This window comes from Ensifer sp. LC11, from assembly GCF_001695835.1.
Classification (GTDB): domain Bacteria; phylum Pseudomonadota; class Alphaproteobacteria; order Rhizobiales; family Rhizobiaceae; genus Ensifer.
This window is the reverse complement of record NZ_MBSO01000003.1, coordinates 14,286-31,732: the sequence shown is the minus strand read 5'-3', so window position 1 is coordinate 31,732 and position 17,447 is coordinate 14,286. Positions and strand designations below refer to the sequence as shown.

Genomic DNA, 17,447 nt, shown 5'->3' with positions numbered 1-17,447 from the left:
AATGGCGCAGGCGGCAGCGACCAAGGTGGCGAAAACGTCGGGAGCGGCGGAAGCAACGGCACAGAGGGTGGCGGCGATTGGGGCACCGGCGATGGCAGCGGCTCGGGCGGAGTGCCCGGCGGAACCGGCGCAGGCGGCGGAGGTGGCGCCATCGACGGGAACAGCGAGCGCCACTCATCCCCGCCGGGCATCGACGGGCATAGCGCGCGCCACTCGTTGTCGCGGGACACGCGGGATTACGGACCAAGCGGCAACGTATGGCACGGCGGCAGCAATTTCCTCAACCTTTTCCGCCAGGCACCGGAAACGCGCCCCGAACGGAGCCGGCCAGAGTCTTCTTCCGGACAAAGGACCGATGCAGGATCACGCAAAAACGCAGTTCAGACGAGAAGAGAGCCTTGAAGCGACGTCTGCTTCGTCGCGACGAAGGGTGACGTGCTGTTTCTCGCAACCGCACACCGGACGCGCGTGTAGCTCCCGGCTCCAGGCGATCATCGCGAGAGCCAGCTCAACTGGCGTCAGAGCTTAATTCGAGAAATGTCTATCCCGATCAAGACCTGCCAAAGTGTGGCGGCGCGAATACGTATACAGAACATCGCGCTTCTCGCCGCGAGTATTCCCGACTGCCTCGCTAGCCGCTACGAGCCATCCGCTCGACCACGTCGAGCAGCACATTCGCCCCGGCGACAAGGTCGGCGGGCTCGGTGTGTTCGCGCGGATTGTGGCTGATGCCGTCGCGGCTCGGGACGAAGATCATCGCCGTCGGGGCGATGCGGGCGATCATCTGGGCATCATGGCCGGCGCCCGAGGTCATGCGCCGACTCTTGAGGCTACGTGTGCTCGCCGAAGCCTCGATCATCTCGACGATGCCCTGATCGAAGGTCACCGGTTGGAAACGTGCAAGGCGCTCGACCGAGATCTCGACACCCTCTTCCGCGCCTATACGGACAAGGAAATCCGCAAGCGCCATTTCGAGCGCCTGTAGCCGATCTTCATCCGGATCGCGCAGATCGACGGTGAAGACCGCGCGCGACGGGATGACGTTGATCGCGTCCGGCTCGAAACGCATGGTGCCGATAGTTGCCACGCTCGGCCCATTCGACCGGGTGATATGTTCGCGCAGGAACAGGCCGACGCGGGCAGCAGCAAGCCCGGCGTCGCGGCGCATCGCCATCGGCGTCGTGCCGGCGTGATTGGCGACGCCATCGACGGTGATCCGCTGCCAGGAAATACCCTGCAGGTTTTCGACCGCGCCAATTGCGAAGCCCTCGCGCTCCAGCGCGGGCCCCTGCTCGATATGCAGCTCGACATAGGCATGCGGCCTGGCGAAGCCCGGCTCGGTGCTACCGGCATAGCCGATCCGTTCGAGCTCTTCTCCGAGAGTCGTGCCGTCGGTACCGACGATTGAGAGCGCTGCCTCAACGGAGAGACCGCCAGCATAGACGAGCGAGCCAAGCATGTCGGGCGCATAGCGTACGCCCTCCTCATTGGTGAAGGCGGCAACGATGACCGGGCGCGCGGGCGTCGCGCCGCGCTCCTTCAACGTCTCGATCACTTCCAGCGCGGCAAGCACGCCATAACAGCCGTCATAGACGCCGGCATTGATCACCGTATCGATATGCGAGCCGAGCATGAGCGGCGCTTCGCCAGCATTGGTCTCGTCTCGCCAGATGCCGAAGATATTGCCGATACGGTCGATCACGACCTCCAGCCCTGCATCCGTGAGCCAGCCGACCAGCCGGTCGCGGCCGGCCCTATCGCTGTCGGACCCGGCCAGTCGCGTCAGCTGTCCCTGCGGATCGCGACCGATTTCGCCAAGCGCAAGGATACGCCCGATCAGCCGCGCGGCGTCGATGGAATGCAATGGCATGTCTTTCCTTCCTTCATGCGAATGCCTGCTCATGGCCGCGCGTCGGTCGGCGCCAGTCTCTGTCTGACGATTTCCGCGTGGTAGCGCGCGCCGAAGATCAGCGCATCGTCATTGAAGTCGTAACGCGGATTGTGCAGCGGTGCAGACGCCTCGCCGTTGCCGATGAAGACGAAGCAGCCCGGCACGTGTTCGAGGAAGCGCGCGAAATCCTCCGAGCCGGTCATCGGCTCGGCGGCCGTCGCGATATTCCCGGCGCCGAACACCGCTTCCGCCGCGGCAAAGGCGTGGCCGGTCAAAACGGGATCGTTGATCAACGGCACGAACTCGCGCGTATAGATGACCTCGACCTCGCAGCCATAGGCGTCCGCCGTACCCTTGGCGATCACGCGCATCTCCGCCTCGATCTTGGCGCTGACCTCGGGACGGAAACTGCGGGCATCGCCGAGGATGCGCGCGAGGCCCGGCAAGGCATTGCGCGTGCCGTCTGTCAGAAGCTCGGTAACCGAGACGACGCCAATATCCGTCGGCGAAAGGCGGCGCGAGACGACCGTCTGCAGATTGACGACGGTGGCGCAGGCGGCGACCAAGGTCTCGTTACCCCAATGCGGCCGCGCGGCATGGCCGCCAACGCCCTTGAGCACGATTTCGAAGTTGTCTTCCGCCGACATGATCGGGCCGATGCGGGTTTCGAAGCGGCCGACCGGCAGCCCCGGCATGTTGTGCAGACCGTAGATCTCGTCGAAGGGGAAGCGCTCCATCAGCCCATCGTCGAGCATCGCGAGCGCGCCCTTGCCCCACTCCTCCGCCGGTTGGAAGATGAAGCAAACCGTCCCGTCGAAGTCGCCGTCTTCGGCGAGCATTTTCGCAGCACCAAGCAGCATCGCCGTGTGGCCGTCGTGGCCGCAGGCATGCATGGTGCCGGGCTTTGTCGAGCGATAGGGCACATCCCCCTGTTCCGGTATCCGGAGCGCATCCATGTCGGCGCGAAGGGCAATAGCGCGATTACCGCTGCCGCGCTTCAGCCGGCCGACGACGCCGGTACCGCCGATGCCTTCCACCACCTCGTCAAGGCCGAAATCCCTGAGCTTCGCCGCGACGAAGGCGGAGGTACGCTGCTCCTCGAAGCCGAACTCCGGATGTGCATGCAGGTCACGCCGCCAGGCGGTCATTTCCTCGACTAACCGGTCAAAATCCGTTCCCGCCATCTCTCACCCTCTTTCGCTCGTTTGGTCCGCGACGGTCTCAGCGGTCAGTCCCACCAGGGCGGCATAGCGCTCGGGATCCGTGGCCCCCTCGGTATTGATGACGAAGACACGCGACTGCGCGGTCAATCCGAGTGCTTCGCCAAGCACAGGATCACGGGCAACGGCCACCAGACCGGCCAGTCCGACGCCGCCGCTTTCGCCGGCAACGATCGCCGGATCGCCGCCGACCGGACGCGCCAACCGGTTCATGATCGAAACTGCATCCTCCTCATCGACCGTCATGAACGCATCGGCAACTCGGGACAGGATACGCCAGGCAACCAACGACGGCTCATAACATTCGAGCATGGCCATGATCGTCGGCTCGCCGTGCTGCACCTTGATGGGATGCCCCGCCTTGGCGCTTTCGTAGAGGCAGGCAGCGCGCGCTGGATCGACGACGACGAAACGCGGGCGATCGTCCCCGTAGCGAAGCGCCAGATGCCCTGCAGTGGCGGCCGCGATGCCGCCGACGCCGGCCTGCACGAAAACATGGGTCGGCGGCTGATCCATCTGCCGAAGCGCCTCACACAGAAGCGCGGTGTAACCCTGCATCACCAGCCCAGGGATGTATTCGTAACCGGGCCAGGACGTATCGGAGACGACGGTCCAGCCACGTGCCTCGCAGACCCGCGCTGCCTCCGCGACGGAATCGTCGTAGGTCCCGGCGACGCGGACGATTTCGGCGCCATAGCGGGCGATCGCCTCGATGCGTTTCTCGCTGACGCCCGCGTGGACGAAAATCACCGATTTCGCGCCGACAAGTTCTGCACCCATAGCGACGGAGCGACCGTGATTGCCATCGGTGGCGCAGCCGAAGGTCATGCCGGCCGCAACAGCGCGAACCTCGGGCCGGTCGAAATCGTCGAGACCGAGGCCGCGACCAAGGTGCCGTTCCGCCTCCTCGATCACCAGGCGGATCACCGCATAGGAGCCGCCAAGCGCCTTGAAGCTGCCAAGCCCGAGGCGATGGCCCTCGTCCTTGACGAAGACGCCGGCAACGCCGAGCTCCTTGGCCAGAGCGGGCAAAGCATGCAGCGGCGTCGGCCGGTGATCCTGCCTCTGAGAGAAATGGCGTTCGACATCTCCGGCAGCCGCGAGCGAAAGCATCTCGGCATCTTCGATCAGCAGGGGAGCCCCGAAATCGGCGTGGGTATTTGCTAGGAACATGGTGCATTCTCCGTATCCGAACGAAAATCTATTTCATCCGCCACGAGAAATGCGCTCTAAATGGCCAGAGCAGATGAAAGTTTGTAAAGGTGAGCCGGGACGGAAGTGAGCGCAGGTTCCAAGCGTCCCACCCCAACCAAAGGAACCGATGAACACCAGATGGCCGTTTCAAAAAAGCCGCCTGTAGACTTGGACCGCTTCGATCTTGCGATCCTCGCTATCCTGCAGAAGGACAACACGACGCCGCAGCGCCAGATCGGCGAAGCGGTCAATCTCTCCGCGCCGGCGGTTCAGCGGCGGATCAAGCGCATGGAGGAAAGCGGCGTCATCCGCGCCAATGTCGCTGTGATTGATCCGGTCAGCGTCAACCAGGCGCTGACGATCCTGGTCGAGGTGGAGGTGGAGAGCGAGCAGATCGCCCTGCTCGACGCGGCAAAGGCGGCCTTCACTGCGGCTCCGGAAGTGCAGCAATGCTACTACGTCACCGGCGACGTCGATTTCATGCTGGTCGTCATCGTGCCGACGATGGCCGACTACGAGGCCTTCACGCGCCGCATGTTCTTCGGCAATGCCAACATCAAGCGCTTCCGGACCTTCGTGACGATGGATCCGGTCAAGGTCGGCCTGTCGGTGCCGATCGAGAAAACGCGCTGAACGGGTTCCGATCTACTTCGAGCCGGCAAGCGCCTTCCTTTCCGCTTCCGCGTCGAGCGGCTGCCCGGCGCCGATCGACGTCAGATAGGCGTCCATGGTTTCGAGCGAAGAGGCCGGCGCGTAACCGTCGCCGGATCGCGGCCTGACGACGGCAAGCCGCGTCTGCCAGACAGAGGCGTCCCGGCAGGCGACCGAAACAAGGTCCGGCTGTCCGGTCCGGGTCAGTTCGTATTCGCGGCAGAACTGGCCGCTGCCGAGTTCGAAAGACGACACCAGGCGCACGGTCCCGGATCCGCCACTGACGGGAACCTCCTCGCCCGAGGGCGAATGATCGAGGATCGCCGATAGCCGCGCATCGATCGCGCCGGCGACCTCAATGCTGCCCGCGCCCTCAAACGCGCCACCGCGCAAGAGATAACCACCCGCGGCACCGGCAACGATCAAGAGGGAGGCAGCCATCGCCATCATCGGCCTTGAAACACTGCGCACGGGGGCCGCTTCCCGATCGGCCGGACGGCGAAACGCAACGACGTTTTCATCCGTATAAACAGGTGCTTCGGGGCGCTGCGCGCCATTTGCCCTATCCGCAGCGGCGGCCATGGCACGCACCTTGCGCACCAGCTCGTCCGGCACGGGCTCGTCGAGAACCGGCTTCAGGGCCTCGCTCGCGGCGGCGCGCGTTTCCATGAACATCGCGACGCGCGCCATCAGTTCGTCATCGGTCTCAAGCGCCGCTTCGACGCGGCGTGTCGTCTCCTCGTCGAGTTCGCCATCGGCAAAGGCCATCAGGATCTCGTCGCTGAATTCTGTGTCGCTCATCTCGTCCCGCCTCTCATGTCCTGTGAACGCGCGACCGGCGGTTCTATTCCCGCTGCCTCGGCAAGATTTTTGCGCGCCCGAGCGAGCCGGCTCATGACCGTGCCGATCGGGATGCCGAGCACGTCGGCCGCCTCCTTGTAGGAAAGCTCCTCGACACAGGTGAGCATCAACACCTCCCGCTGTTCCGGCACAAGGCCGTCGATCGCGGCAGCCACGCTCTTCAGCGCCATGCGCGCCTCGGCGCCGGCCTCGCCGGAGGGAACGGCGAGTGCCGGCTGCGCCTCGATTTCTTCCGTTGTGCCCGCCGTCTTCTGACGGCGGAGCTGGTCGATCCACAGGTTGCGCAGAATTCGGAACATCCAGGCATCGAAGCGTGTGCCTTCCTCGAACCGTTCAGAGGCGGCTATCGCCTTTTCGCATGCGGCCTGCACCAGATCATCGGCAACGTCCCGCGACCGGCAGAGCGAAATGGCAAAGCGCCGCAGGTTCGGCAGGAACGCGACGAGGCGTTCGCCGAATACGGTGGTGTCGTCCGTCATGGGCGCTCCCTCCTGGGCTCTTCCTCATCCACGGGGGGAATAATTTGTCCATTCATCCGTTGAGCGATATGTGAAGCACACGCGAAAGTCACCACCGATGGTCCTTTCGTTCACGGTAAGCTGCCGCCAGAAGACGTCACTGGCCGATGGAGAGACCCTTGAAGAAACGCCTGCTTCGATTGACCGCCCTGTCGATATGCGGCCTGGCAACGGCTTTGGGCGACCTGTCGCTCGGTGAGGACCGCAGCCGCGATGGCTCCGGCCTTTCCTGGATCTCCTCCGCCTACGCGGACGACGACGATGATGATGACGATCGCGGCGGAGGCGGGTCGTCTCGCGGTTCCGACGATCGTGGTTCCGGCGGCACCTGGCGGGGGGGCGGCAACTTGCTCGATCTCTTGCGACAAACGCCGGAAAGGCGCGCCGAGGCGCGCCGTACGCCGGTGCGGCGCCCAAGCCATGCGCCGGGCGAGATCATCGCCCTCGGCCTGGATAATGCTGCCCTTCAGCGTCTCGCAGCGAATGGCTTCACGGTCAGAGCCCGCGAGCCCCTGGGTCTCTCGGCAAATGAGATCGTCAAGCTCGGCGTGCCCAAGGGCATGTCGCTTGAGGACGCACGCCGGCAAGTCGGCGACGCCACGCCCGGAACGATCGCGGACCTCAACCATTATTTTGAGCCGAACGAAGGTGCCACTTCGCCACCCCCCTGCGCCGACGGTGGTTGCGCGCTCGTTCGCGACGCCATCGGCTGGCCGGCGCCGGACGGGGACGCTGCCTGCACGGCAGCCGGTCCGATCGGCCTGATCGACACGGCAATCAACCCCGCCCACCCGGCACTGAAAGACGTCAAGCTCGATATCGTCAGGTTGACGACTGAGGAGGTGCCTGCCTCCGGGAAACAGCACGGAACGGCGGTCGCAGCCCTCATTGCCGGCCGTCAGGACAGCCGCGCGCCGGGGCTTTTGCGCAACGCCCATCTGATTGCCGTCGACGCGTTCCAGCGCACGCACGGCGAGACCGACATGGCCGAGACCTATGATCTGGTGCGGGCGATCGATCTGCTGGCGTCACGCAATGTCGCCGTCATCAACATGAGCCTGTCTGGCCCGCACAACCTGCTGCTCGAGAAGACCGTTTCGCTCGTTGCCGAACGGAACATCATCCAGGTGGCTGCCGCCGGCAATGACGGCCCGCGCGCAAGACCCGTCTATCCTGCCGCCTATCCTGCGATGATTGCGGTGACCGCGGTCGATCGCAACTTCAAGCCCTATCGCCGTGCAGCCCGTGGCGACCACATCGATGTCGCCGCCCTCGGCACCAGCGTCTGGACCGCCGCCTCCGTCGAAGGCGCGGCCCCCCGGACCGGCACTTCCTTCGCCGCGCCCTTCGTCACCGCCGCCGTCGCCATTCTCAGGAAGTCCCATCCCCGGATGTCGGCGGATGAGATCGCCAAGCTCGTCGCGCAAACGACCGAGGATCTCGGCGCTCCCGGCAAGGACCCGGTGTTCGGCTGGGGCGTGCTGAACGCGCGCCAGCTCTGCAGGTCCTGATTTACGCTCTGAATTTTTTAGGATTTTCATCCGCCAGGCAGCCATGGCAATCATCGGCGCTCTGGCGGGACGCGGCGACCGCGCCGCAGTCCCGCCAGACCATTGGCCGGGTGATCAGGCCGCAAGTCCGCGCTCGGTGAGCAGCATGCCGACCCGCACCATGCGCACCGCATCCTCCGCCGCGCGGACCAGCAATTTCGGCGCAGCACTGATCGCATCGTCGAGGGTGCACGGCGCCTTGAGGATGGAGGCGAAAGCGTCGATGCCGTGGTCAAAATTGAGGGCGACGCCCTTGCCGATCGTGCCGGCGAGCGCGATGACGGGGCGTCCCGCCTCCTTTGCCCGATGGCCGACCTCAGCCGGCACCTTACCGAATGGCGTCTGCCCGTCGAGGCTGCCTTCGGCTGTGATCACGAGATCGGCCTTCGCAATCATGCCGTCGAGGTCGAGGTAGCGCATGACGATATCGTAGCGCGGATGCAGAGCGCCCCCAAGAAGGCCGAGGATCGCTGCCCCGAGCCCGCCGGACGCGCCGGCGCCAGGCGCCTCGCCGACCGCGATACCGGTCGTGCGATAAATGGCGGCGGCATAGGTTTCCATGGCACCTGCCAGAAGCTCGATCTGCTCTGGTGTCGCCCCCTTCTGCGGCCCGAAGACGCGGGCGACGCCGCGTTCGCCGAGCAGCACATTGTGCCAGTTGACGGCCGCATCGATGCGGACATCGGCAAGCCGCGGGTCGCGTCCCGACAGATCGATGCGTGCGAGCGAGCCGAGCACTGCTCCGCCTGAAAGCAACGGCTTGCCTTCCTGATCAAGAAGCTTCACACCAAGCGCCTCCGCCATGCCGGCGCCGCCATCATTGATACCACTGTCGCCGCAGCCAAGCAGGATGCGCCGGGCACCGGCATCAAGAGCGGCACGGATCAGCTCGCCGACACCATAACTGGTCGTGATGCAGGGGTTGCGGCAATCGCGCGGCACCAGCCGCAAGCCGGCCGCCGCTGCCATTTCGATGACGGCAGTCCGTTCACCCTTTCCGCCGAGGAAGCCGAAATGGGAGGCAACGGGCTCGCCAAGCGGACCGGTCACCGTCAACTCATGCAGGCTGCCGCCGGTGATCCCGACAAGCGCCCTGGTGAAGCCTTCGCCGCCATCGACCATCGGCACCTTGATAACCTCGGCCTGCGGGCAGGCGCGCAGCACGCCCTTCTCGATGCAATCGGCGGCTTCCTCCGCCGACAGGCTTTCCTTGAAACCGGATGGTGCAACCAGAATGGTAAGTGTCATGTGACAGTCTCCTTGCACTTTTGTGACAATGCGGATGCAAAGGAGAAACGGGCACCCGCGGACTTTATTCCGCGAAAAATGACGAATCCGCCGCTTTCGGAAAAGAAAAACAAATGAGCCGGAGCGACTGTCGCACCGGCTCTGGAATAATCGCTGTTTCAATGACTTATGGTCACGTTGCGAGACCAAACGCTGGCCAGATCACGAGCGCCATCAAGGCCAAAAGTGTGATGAACGGAGCGGCCAGCATGAGCGCGAGACGCAAGAGATCGGAAGGACTGAAAGCCGGTGGCTCCATGCCGCCGAAGAGTGCGACGGGCTTGGCCGAAACCATCAAAGTCTGGCAGAATCCACTACCTATAGCTGTGATCATGATCAGAACTTCGGGACTGACGCCGAAGCCCGCCAGCGGCAGCGCAACCGCCGGAATGAGCACGGTTGCCCGCGCCGTTCGCGAAGCAATCACGATATGCGCGAAGGTGGCGACGATGATGGCGACGAGCACGACCAGCCATGCCGGCGGCTTGCCGATCAGACTGAAGGCGCCGATCAGACGCTCGGCAAGCAAGGTCGCAGCACCGGTCGAAAGCAGAGCTTCGCCGATGACGAGGGTGCCGGCGAGGAAAAGCAGGAGGTTCCATTCCACGCCCTTCAGCGCCTTGCGAAACGGCATGCCGGAAACCTTTTCCGACGCCATCGCCAGGGCTCCGACGAGGGCAACGACCGGCAGCGCGACGCCATGCAGGTCCGAGGTTGCGAGCGCCACGACAATGATCGCGGTCACGGCAAGGATCGCCTTGTCCCGGACGGACGGTGGGCGCTTCTCCGTTGGCACGGCTGGAACATCCAGGCGCCAGCGACGGTCGGCATCGTCCAGAAAGAAGCGCAGGATCAGGCCGCAGGCAATCAGGCTCGTCAGCAGTGCGAAGGGGGCCGCAAGCAGTGCCCATTCAAGAAATCCCGGCGCCTCGCCGCCGGTGCGGCGCATGAAGTCGGCCGCGACGAGATGCGCCCCGGCACCGGTCAGCGATGCCGCGGCAGAAAGCAGGATGATCGACGGAAACAGGAGGGCAAGCGCCCGCGTGACACCAGGACGGCCAATGGTCGAGGCGAGGCCTAGAAAAACGGGCATGAAGATCGCCGCCCGCGCCGAGGTCGATGGAATGACGAAGGCCGTTGCAAAGATCGTGAGCGTCACCACCCAGAACAGTCGCCTCACATCCCGGAACCGGGCGAGCAGCCGAAAGGCGAGCCGCTCCACCAGCCCCGACGCCTGCAGCACCGCCGCAATCACCGAGGCCGCCAGCATCAGCCAGACAATGTCGTTGCCGAGCGCGGCATAAACCGCCTCTTCTTCAACGGCGCCGGTGATGGCAAGCGCCGCCGCACCACCCAGGGCCACCGGCGTTTCCGGCAGGTCGAAAATTGTCCAGCAGACGAGCGTCGTCGCAAACACCATGAGCGCAAGCTGCATCGGCAGCGCCAGCCCATCTGCAGCGAGGAAGATCAGGACGCTCGCGAAGGCCACGAGCATTGCCCCGACGAGCAGACGCACGTGGCTCACGGGCATGTGGCCATCGATGCGGTCCGTTCCCACCCTTGTCATGGTGATGAGGTCTTTTTCCGAAGCGATCACCGGGCTGGCGGTCATAGCTGCGCTCCCTTGCTGGCGCCGACACTTGCGCACGGCAACCCCGCCGCACGAAAGCCATCGGGCTGATTTCGTGGGAGGAAGAACGGGGCTTGGGGACGTTTATTCCGGGCCGCCGGAATTTTTCAGGCTTCCTCGAAGCACACCTTCGCCGAACGGCGGAAAACCTGGACCGGACCGAACTTGAGCGAGATCAATGCGAGGCTGCCCCTTTGGCGGAGACTGACGGCTGGATGACCTCTTTTTAAAGGAGAGCCCATGTTGATCAGGGAAATGACACGACAGGAGTGCATCGACCTCGTCGCTGAGAACCACATCGCCCGCCTGGGCTGCGCCAGCGATGGTCAGCCCTATGTCGTCCCGATCCAATATGCCTTTGCTGCCAACCGGCTCTACGGCTTTTCGATGCCCGGGCAGAAGATCGACTGGATGCGCGCCAATCCGCGTGTCTGCGTGCAGATCGACACGGCAACGGACCGACAGCACTGGCGAAGCGTCGTCCTCTACGGCCGCTATCAGGAACTGCCGGACACGAAGCAATGGCATCGCGAGCGGATGAATGCCTGGTCGCTTCTCGAACAGCGCGTCAACTGGTGGGAACCGGGCGGCCTGAAGCCGGGCGAGCAGCCGCTTGCAGGCGCATCGCCGCATCTCTTCTTCGAAATCGAGGTCGATGATGTGACCGGACGTGCCGCCTCGGCCACGTGACAGGTGAGCGGCGGCGAAGGCTGAAGCGCCCTCGCCGAGACTGCGCGCGGTAGCAGTCACGCGCTCCGGCGCGCGACGACAGGCACGTAGTGCTCGAGCTCCGGTGCCGGAAACTGAAGCGTCGCGTTGATTTCCGCGGAGCGGTAAAGGCCCATCAGCATCTCGACGACCGCGAGCCCGTCCTCGAAGGTTTCGAGCGGCTTCTCCCCCTTGCGGAAGCACTCGACCATGTGACGGTTCTCATCCGTGTAGCCATAGACGCCGGCTTCGTCCTCAAGCACCGGCATCAGGCCCTGCTCGGCATTCTGCTTCTCAACGAGATCCTCGCCTTCCGATCCCTTGACCTCGCGCGACATGAAGATCTTCAGGCCGGTGCTGAGCGAATTGTATTCGAGCGCATATTCCGGCCCGAGCAGCTCCAGCTGGATGCGCAGTCCGGCGCCGACATAGGCCCAGGAGGTGGTCGCCTCGATCATCAGCTCGTTGCCGTCCTGATCCTCAAGCGTGACGGTGGCGCGGGCGAAATCTTCCGACGGCCGGTTGCGATAATCGACCTCGCTGCCGAAACGCTTGCGCAACTGCTCGGCATAGTTCGGCCGCGTCCATTTGAGGTTGGCGACAGTGCCGTTCACCGCCTTAATCTTCAGTGAATTGCGCGGCGCACCCGGCGCCGTCAGCAGGTAGCGGGCCACCTCGACGCTGTGGCACATCATGTCCGAGAGCACGCCGCCGCCCTGCTTGTCGCCCTGCCAGAACCAGGGCTCGTGCGGGCCGGAATGCTCCTCCGCCGCCCGCGCCAGATAGGGCCGGCCGGTGCTGGAGGCGGCACGCCGCCAGATGATCTCCTTGCCGCGCAGCACCGGCGTGCAGAAGACCTGGTTTTCAAGGTAGCCGTGGTTGAGGCCGGCATCTTCGGCAAGCGTCAGCATCTCGCGCGCCTCGGCAACGGTGCGTGCCAACGGCTTCTCGCAGGCGACTGCAAAGACCTTGCTACGGCCCTCCTTGACTGCGCCGTACAGCGAACGCATCACGTCGAGCCGGGTGTAGTTGGGCGAAAGGATCCAGACGGCGTCGACATCACCGGCCGTCAGCAACGCTTCCAGGCTCTCATGCGTACGGCAGGAGCCGAGGCCGAGTGCGGCGACCTCCTTGGCAAACTTCTCCCGGTTTTCAGGCTTGCGGCTGAAGACACCGGTGACCTCGACATTGCGCACACCGATCATCGACTTCAGATGGAAATGGGCGATGAAGCCCGATCCGACGAAACCCACGCGCAACGTCTGCTTCGGTAGCTGTGTCATTCTGTTCTCCCGGGTTATCGATTTTCATGAGTTAGAGCGGAATGCGGGCGGGAAACCGCCTACACTTTCCTCATCCCGCCCTGGTTATCGACGTGGCGGCGCGGTGCTGCCGCGAACACTGAGAGCGGTCGGCAACACGACCGTCGGCGCGGCGATATCTTCGCCAGAAAGGATATTGAGAAGCAGCGACATGGCCGTCCGCCCGATGTCGGCACGCGGCTGGCTGACGGTTGTCAGCGGCGGGTAAAAGGCCTTGCTCAGATATAGATCGTCGAAGCCGACGACGGAGACATCGCCGGGTACGTCGTGCCCAAGCCGCCTCAGCGCATGGATCGCGCCGTATGCCATCTCGTCGTTGGCGGCAAAGATCGCCGTCGGCGGCTCAGACAGGGCGAAGAGCTGCGCGACGCAGGTCTCGCCGGTTTCGAGCAGGTAGTCGCCGCGCACCTCATAGCCGTCGGGGATCGAAAGGCCAGCTGCGTCCATCGCGGCGCGGTAGCCGTCGCGCCGGTGCGTCGCCATCAGCTCCGGCAATGGACCGGCGATATGGGCGATGCGGCGGTGGCCAAGCGCGATCAGATGCTCGACGGCATGACGCGCCGCCGCGATGTTGTCGATCTGGACATGCGGAAAGCCTGCGGTTTCGATCATTTCCAGAGCGACGACGACGGGCAGACTTGAAAAGTCGACACTTTCGCCCGGCTGCTGCGCCGGCAGTTTTCCGGTCATCAGGATCATGCCGTCGGCATGGCCGTCACGCAGCATGTTGAAATATTCAACCTCGCGATCCGGGTCGTTTTCTGTGTTGCCCATGAGAACGGCGTAACCCGCTTCGCGGGCCGTCGCCTCCACGCCCTTCAGAATATCGAGATAGAAGGGGTTGCCGACATCGCGCACGACGAGCAGCACCGACATCGATCGGCGGGTTCTCAAATTGCGCGCACTGACGTTTGGCCGATAGTTGAGTTCGCGGGCAAGCTCGTGGATGCGCTTTCGCGTCTCGTCAGTCACCAGGCTGGAACCGCTGAGCGCGCGGGAAACGGTGGCGACCGAGACGCCGGCGCGCTCCGCAATGTCCTTGATCTTCGGCCGCTCGCTCATGCCCGCATCGCCCGTCCGCGGCCATAGAACAGCATAAGCAGAAGCAGTGTCGCACCAAACACCATCTGGCGACCGGACTCATCGATATTGACCGTCGTCAGGATGCCCTGGAGGATGACGAGCAGAAGCGCGCCGGCCATGGTACCGGTATAGCCGCCCTTGCCGCCGGCAAGCGAGGTGCCGCCGAAGACCACCGCGATGATCGAGGAGAGCATGTATTGCTCGCCGACATTGGCGAAGGACGAGCCGGAGTAGCCGAGCAGGCAGAGCCCGGCGATCGCCGCAAACATGCCCGATATCATGAAGAGACCGATGCGCATGAGGCGCACCGGAACACCGGCCATATAGGCAGCGTGCTCGTTCGAGCCGATTGCATAGATGCGGTGGCCGAAGACCGTGCGGTTGAGCATGAAGGCCATGAACACACCGATGGCGATCCAGAGCCAGATGATGCCGGGAACGCCCAGGACCAGCGGCTGGGTAACGAAGGCAGAAAGACCGGGTGCGGCGCGGCCCGACGGTATGCCGTTGCGGATGACGACGAGCAGTCCCTGCAGCACGCCGAGCATGCCGAGCGTCATCACCAGTGGCGGGATGCGCAGCAGCGTGATGCCAAGGCCGTTCAACAGGCCGAAGAAGGCGCCGGCCAGGAGGCAGGCAAGCACCGCCGGAAGGATGCCGCTATCCGCACCGTTCATGACGTTGCCGGCGATGATTGCCGAAAGCGAGACGACGCCGCCGACGGATAGATCGATGCCCTCCCGCCCACCGAGAATGACGACATTCTGACCGGCAGCGACAATGCCGAGCAATGAGGCGACGATCAGCAGACGCAGGATCTGATCGGCGGAGGCAAAGCCCGGCGAGAGGCTCTCGCCGAGGTAGAGCAGGGCCACGATCAGAACGAGCGCGACGACCAGCGGCTGCTTGAGGAACAAGGCAACGGACCTCATGCGCGTGCCCTCCGGCCGGCCAGCACGCCGGCCATCAACACCAGGAGGATGGCGAGGCCCTGGACGAAGTTCTGCCATTCCGACGGCGTGCCCATGAAGAAGACAAGCGAATTGACGAGGCCGATCGTCAGCGCACCGAGGAGCGAGCCGACCACGGTCGTCCAGCCGCCGGCAAGTGCGCTGCCGCCGAGCACGACGGCGGCGATGCTGTAAAGCGTCATCTTGCCACCGACGAGCGGATCACCGCTGGCCGTATCGCCGGTCAGGCAAAAGGCGGCGAGCGCCGAGAACAGACCGCACAGCAGATACCCCTTGATGCGCGTCGCAACGACAGGCAGGCCCGTCTGGTAGGCCGCCTGCTGGTCATCGCCAACCGCCAGAAGCTCGGTGACGATGCGCGTGCGCGACAACAGGAAGAGCAGCACGGCAAGGGCCACGAGCACGTAGAAGACGAAGGGCACGCTGAGCAGGCGACCGCCATAGGTGCGCCAGAAGAGCGCCGGCGCTGGCGTGCCCGCAACGGGCATGACGTAGAGGGCAAGGCCGGTGAAGAAGATGCTGGTGGCGAAGGTCGCGACGATCGCCTGGAGCCGAAGGGCCGCAACGACGATGCCATTGACCAGACCGCAGGCAAGCCCGATCAAGACGCCAAGCGCAAGCGCGAGCAGGACCGCACCGGCCCCGCCACCCCAACGCTCCATCAGGATGACAATCGCCACGTTGACCAGCGACAGTGTCGCACCGGCGGAAAGATCGATATCGCCGGCGGAAACGACATAGGTCTGGGCGATCGCCAGCATGATCAGCGCCATATAGGTGCTGAAGAGACCCGTCAGCGAGCGGAAGCTCAGGCTGTTGGGCGAGAAAACACCATTAAGCGCCAGCAGGGCGACAACGATGACCAACGCCGGCAGGAAAGGGTATCGCTCCAGCCAGGATCGCAGGCCGCCCTCCGAGGATCGAATGTCTGTCGTCGTCGATGTCATCACGCGGCCTCGTATGCAGCCTGGTAGAGATTGTAGCGGGTGCGATCGTCGCCGGTCAGTTCACGCGTCACCGAACCGCCGTTGAAGACCAGGATGCGGTTGGCGTTGCCGAGCAGCTCGGCATCTTCAGACGAATAGAGCAGAATGCCGAGGCCCTCGCCCGCCAGCTCGCGGATCAGCGCGAAGAGGTCGGACTTGGCCTGGAGGTCGATGCCCTTGGTCGGATCGTCGAGAAGCAGCACATCGGGCCGGTCGATCAGCCAACGGGCGATGATCACCTTCTGCTGGTTGCCGCCGGAGAGCGAATTGATCGGGTGGAAGAGGCTCGCGAACTTCGTATGCATCGCTTCCAGCGCCGGCATCGCCTTGTCCCGGAGGCTCGACGGACGCGCGATCATCAGCCGGTCGCGAAGATAGTGGATCGGCGTGACGTTTTCGATGATCGGGCGACCGCTGATGACACCGTCACGGCCGCGATCGCCGGAGACATAGGCGCAACCGCGACGGATGGCATCGCGCGGGCTCTTCGCATTGTACCGCTCGCCGCCAATCGTCACCTCGCCGGATGTGACCGTGCTTGCGCCGAAGATCGCTCTCAGCAGGGCCGATTGTCCCTGACCGTGCAGACCGCCGAGGCCGAGGATCTCGCCCCGTGCCACCTCGAAACTGATGTCGCGAAAACCCTTGCCCGTCAGTTTTCGAACCGACATTGCCGCCTCCTCCTGAGTCGCTGCGACTGCCGGCGCCGACGACCGTGCCGACGGCATGTCGCTGGCGCCGCCGACCATCAGCCGGATCACGGTTCCCGGGTCGGTCTCGGAGAGCTTAAGCGTCTCGATCGTCTCGCCGTCGCGGATGATCGTGACGCGATCGCCAATCGCTGTGATCTCGTCCATGCGGTGCGAGATGAAGATGATGCCGCGCCCCTGGGCCTTCAGACCACGGAGAATTTCGAAGAAGCGGTCGACCTGGGCCCGGTCGAGCGCCGAGGTCGGCTCGTCGAAGATCAGGATCGGCGCTTCGCTCGCAAGCGCCTTCATGATTTCGACCAGTTGCCGCTGGTCGGCCCTGAGATTGCCGACGAGCGCTTCCGCGTGGAAGCCTTCCCCGGCGACCTCGGCGAACAGCGCGATGTAGCGCGCCGCCCGCGCCTTCAGCGCCGCGCGGTCGACGAAGAGCCCGCCTTTAACCGGCAGGGCGGAAAGACAGATGTTCTCCTCGACGGACCGATGGCTCGCGAGGCTGAGTTCCTGATAGAAGATGCCGATGCCGGCGGCGCGCGCCGACTGCGGCCCGGATATCGACACCGGTTTGTCGTCGATCAGGATCTGGCCGGCATCCGGACGCACGCTGCCGGCGATGATCTTGCACAGCGTGCTCTTGCCGGAGCCGTTGGAGCCCATCAGCACATGCACCTCTCCGCCAGCAATCTCGAGGTCGCCGCGGCGTAGCGCCAGCGTTGCGCCGTAAGCCTTGCTCACGCCGTTCAGTCTCAGTTTCGACATCAGCTGTCGTCCGTCATCTCGGTTGCTTGCCGCATGCACTCGGCTCACGCCTCCGCGCGGACCTAGGTGCTGCGATTTTTCATGTCCGGTGCGGCCCTGCCTTGGCAGT

15 protein-coding genes are annotated in these 17,447 nt (G+C 64.4%); 3 read left to right on the top strand and 12 right to left on the bottom strand.

Annotated features, from left to right (window positions below):
- Window positions 1–631: 631 nt before the first annotated feature.
- From BBX50_RS02040 to BBX50_RS02030, 3 genes are read right to left on the bottom strand one after another with little or no spacing between them, the layout of a single operon-like run.
- Window positions 632–1,870, bottom strand: coding sequence for a Zn-dependent hydrolase (locus BBX50_RS02040; protein ID WP_139108411.1), 1,239 nt, complete (start codon window positions 1,868–1,870; stop codon window positions 632–634).
- A 29-nt stretch (window positions 1,871–1,899) separates the two neighbouring features.
- Complete coding sequence (locus BBX50_RS02035) at window positions 1,900–3,075, bottom strand: M20 aminoacylase family protein (RefSeq protein WP_065773659.1); 1,176 nt, start codon at window positions 3,073–3,075, stop codon at window positions 1,900–1,902.
- Window positions 3,076–3,078: 3 nt separating this feature from the next.
- The gene (locus BBX50_RS02030) at window positions 3,079–4,284 is read right to left on the bottom strand and encodes a diaminopropionate ammonia-lyase (RefSeq protein WP_065773658.1); all 1,206 of its coding nucleotides are present in this window, start codon (window positions 4,282–4,284) and stop codon (window positions 3,079–3,081) included.
- 159 nt (window positions 4,285–4,443) lie between these two features.
- Between BBX50_RS02030 and BBX50_RS02025 the strand changes: the two genes are divergently transcribed.
- The gene (locus BBX50_RS02025) at window positions 4,444–4,938 is read left to right on the top strand and encodes an Lrp/AsnC family transcriptional regulator (protein ID WP_065773657.1); all 495 of its coding nucleotides are present in this window, start codon (window positions 4,444–4,446) and stop codon (window positions 4,936–4,938) included.
- Window positions 4,939–4,950: 12 nt separating this feature from the next.
- On the opposite strand, the gene BBX50_RS02020 is transcribed toward BBX50_RS02025, so the two are convergent.
- Together BBX50_RS02020 and BBX50_RS02015 are read right to left on the bottom strand one after the other, a co-directional pair.
- Window positions 4,951–5,757, bottom strand: coding sequence for a zf-HC2 domain-containing protein (locus BBX50_RS02020; RefSeq protein ID WP_065773656.1), 807 nt, complete (start codon window positions 5,755–5,757; stop codon window positions 4,951–4,953).
- On the bottom strand, window positions 5,754–6,296 hold the full coding sequence (locus BBX50_RS02015; protein ID WP_065773655.1) for an RNA polymerase sigma factor: 543 nt from the start codon (window positions 6,294–6,296) through the stop codon (window positions 5,754–5,756). The genes BBX50_RS02020 and BBX50_RS02015 overlap by 4 nt, the downstream gene beginning before the upstream one ends.
- 158 nt (window positions 6,297–6,454) lie before the next feature.
- On the opposite strand from BBX50_RS02015, the gene BBX50_RS02010 reads away from it, so the two are divergent.
- A complete protein-coding gene (locus BBX50_RS02010) occupies window positions 6,455–7,846 on the top strand; it encodes a S8 family serine peptidase (protein ID WP_244513254.1) in 1,392 nt (463 codons plus the stop codon).
- Between the two features lie 114 nt (window positions 7,847–7,960).
- Here BBX50_RS02010 and BBX50_RS02005 read toward each other — a convergent pair whose 3' ends face one another.
- Together BBX50_RS02005 and BBX50_RS02000 are read right to left on the bottom strand one after the other, a co-directional pair.
- Window positions 7,961–9,133 carry a glycerate kinase gene (locus BBX50_RS02005; protein ID WP_065773653.1) on the bottom strand — a complete coding sequence of 391 codons (1,173 nt, stop codon included), beginning with the start codon at window positions 9,131–9,133 and terminating at the stop codon, window positions 7,961–7,963.
- 172 nt (window positions 9,134–9,305) lie between these two features.
- The gene (locus BBX50_RS02000) at window positions 9,306–10,784 is read right to left on the bottom strand and encodes an SLC13 family permease (protein ID WP_244513253.1); all 1,479 of its coding nucleotides are present in this window, start codon (window positions 10,782–10,784) and stop codon (window positions 9,306–9,308) included.
- A 258-nt stretch (window positions 10,785–11,042) separates the two neighbouring features.
- Here BBX50_RS02000 and BBX50_RS01995 point away from each other — a divergent pair, with 258 nt between their 5' ends.
- Window positions 11,043–11,492, top strand: a complete 450-nt coding sequence (locus BBX50_RS01995) for a pyridoxamine 5'-phosphate oxidase family protein (protein ID WP_065773652.1) — start codon at window positions 11,043–11,045, stop codon at window positions 11,490–11,492.
- A 56-nt stretch (window positions 11,493–11,548) separates the two neighbouring features.
- Here BBX50_RS01995 and BBX50_RS01990 read toward each other — a convergent pair whose 3' ends face one another.
- The 5 genes from BBX50_RS01990 to BBX50_RS01970 form a co-directional block, all read right to left on the bottom strand.
- Window positions 11,549–12,793: a Gfo/Idh/MocA family oxidoreductase gene (locus tag BBX50_RS01990; protein ID WP_065773651.1), complete on the bottom strand. Its 1,245-nt coding sequence runs from the start codon at window positions 12,791–12,793 to the stop codon at window positions 11,549–11,551.
- 84 nt (window positions 12,794–12,877) lie between these two features.
- The gene (locus BBX50_RS01985; protein ID WP_065773650.1) at window positions 12,878–13,894 is read right to left on the bottom strand and encodes a LacI family DNA-binding transcriptional regulator; all 1,017 of its coding nucleotides are present in this window, start codon (window positions 13,892–13,894) and stop codon (window positions 12,878–12,880) included.
- Window positions 13,891–14,847 (bottom strand): ABC transporter permease, encoded by a 957-nt coding sequence (locus tag BBX50_RS01980; RefSeq protein WP_065773649.1) that lies wholly within the window; start codon window positions 14,845–14,847, stop codon window positions 13,891–13,893. Before BBX50_RS01980 ends, BBX50_RS01985 begins: the two co-directional genes overlap by 4 nt.
- Complete coding sequence (locus tag BBX50_RS01975) at window positions 14,844–15,833, bottom strand: ABC transporter permease (protein ID WP_065773648.1); 990 nt, start codon at window positions 15,831–15,833, stop codon at window positions 14,844–14,846. Before BBX50_RS01975 ends, BBX50_RS01980 begins: the two co-directional genes overlap by 4 nt.
- A complete protein-coding gene (locus tag BBX50_RS01970; protein WP_065773647.1) occupies window positions 15,833–17,338 on the bottom strand; it encodes a sugar ABC transporter ATP-binding protein in 1,506 nt (501 codons plus the stop codon). Before BBX50_RS01970 ends, BBX50_RS01975 begins: the two co-directional genes overlap by 1 nt.
- Between the last annotated feature and the right edge of the window lie 109 nt (window positions 17,339–17,447).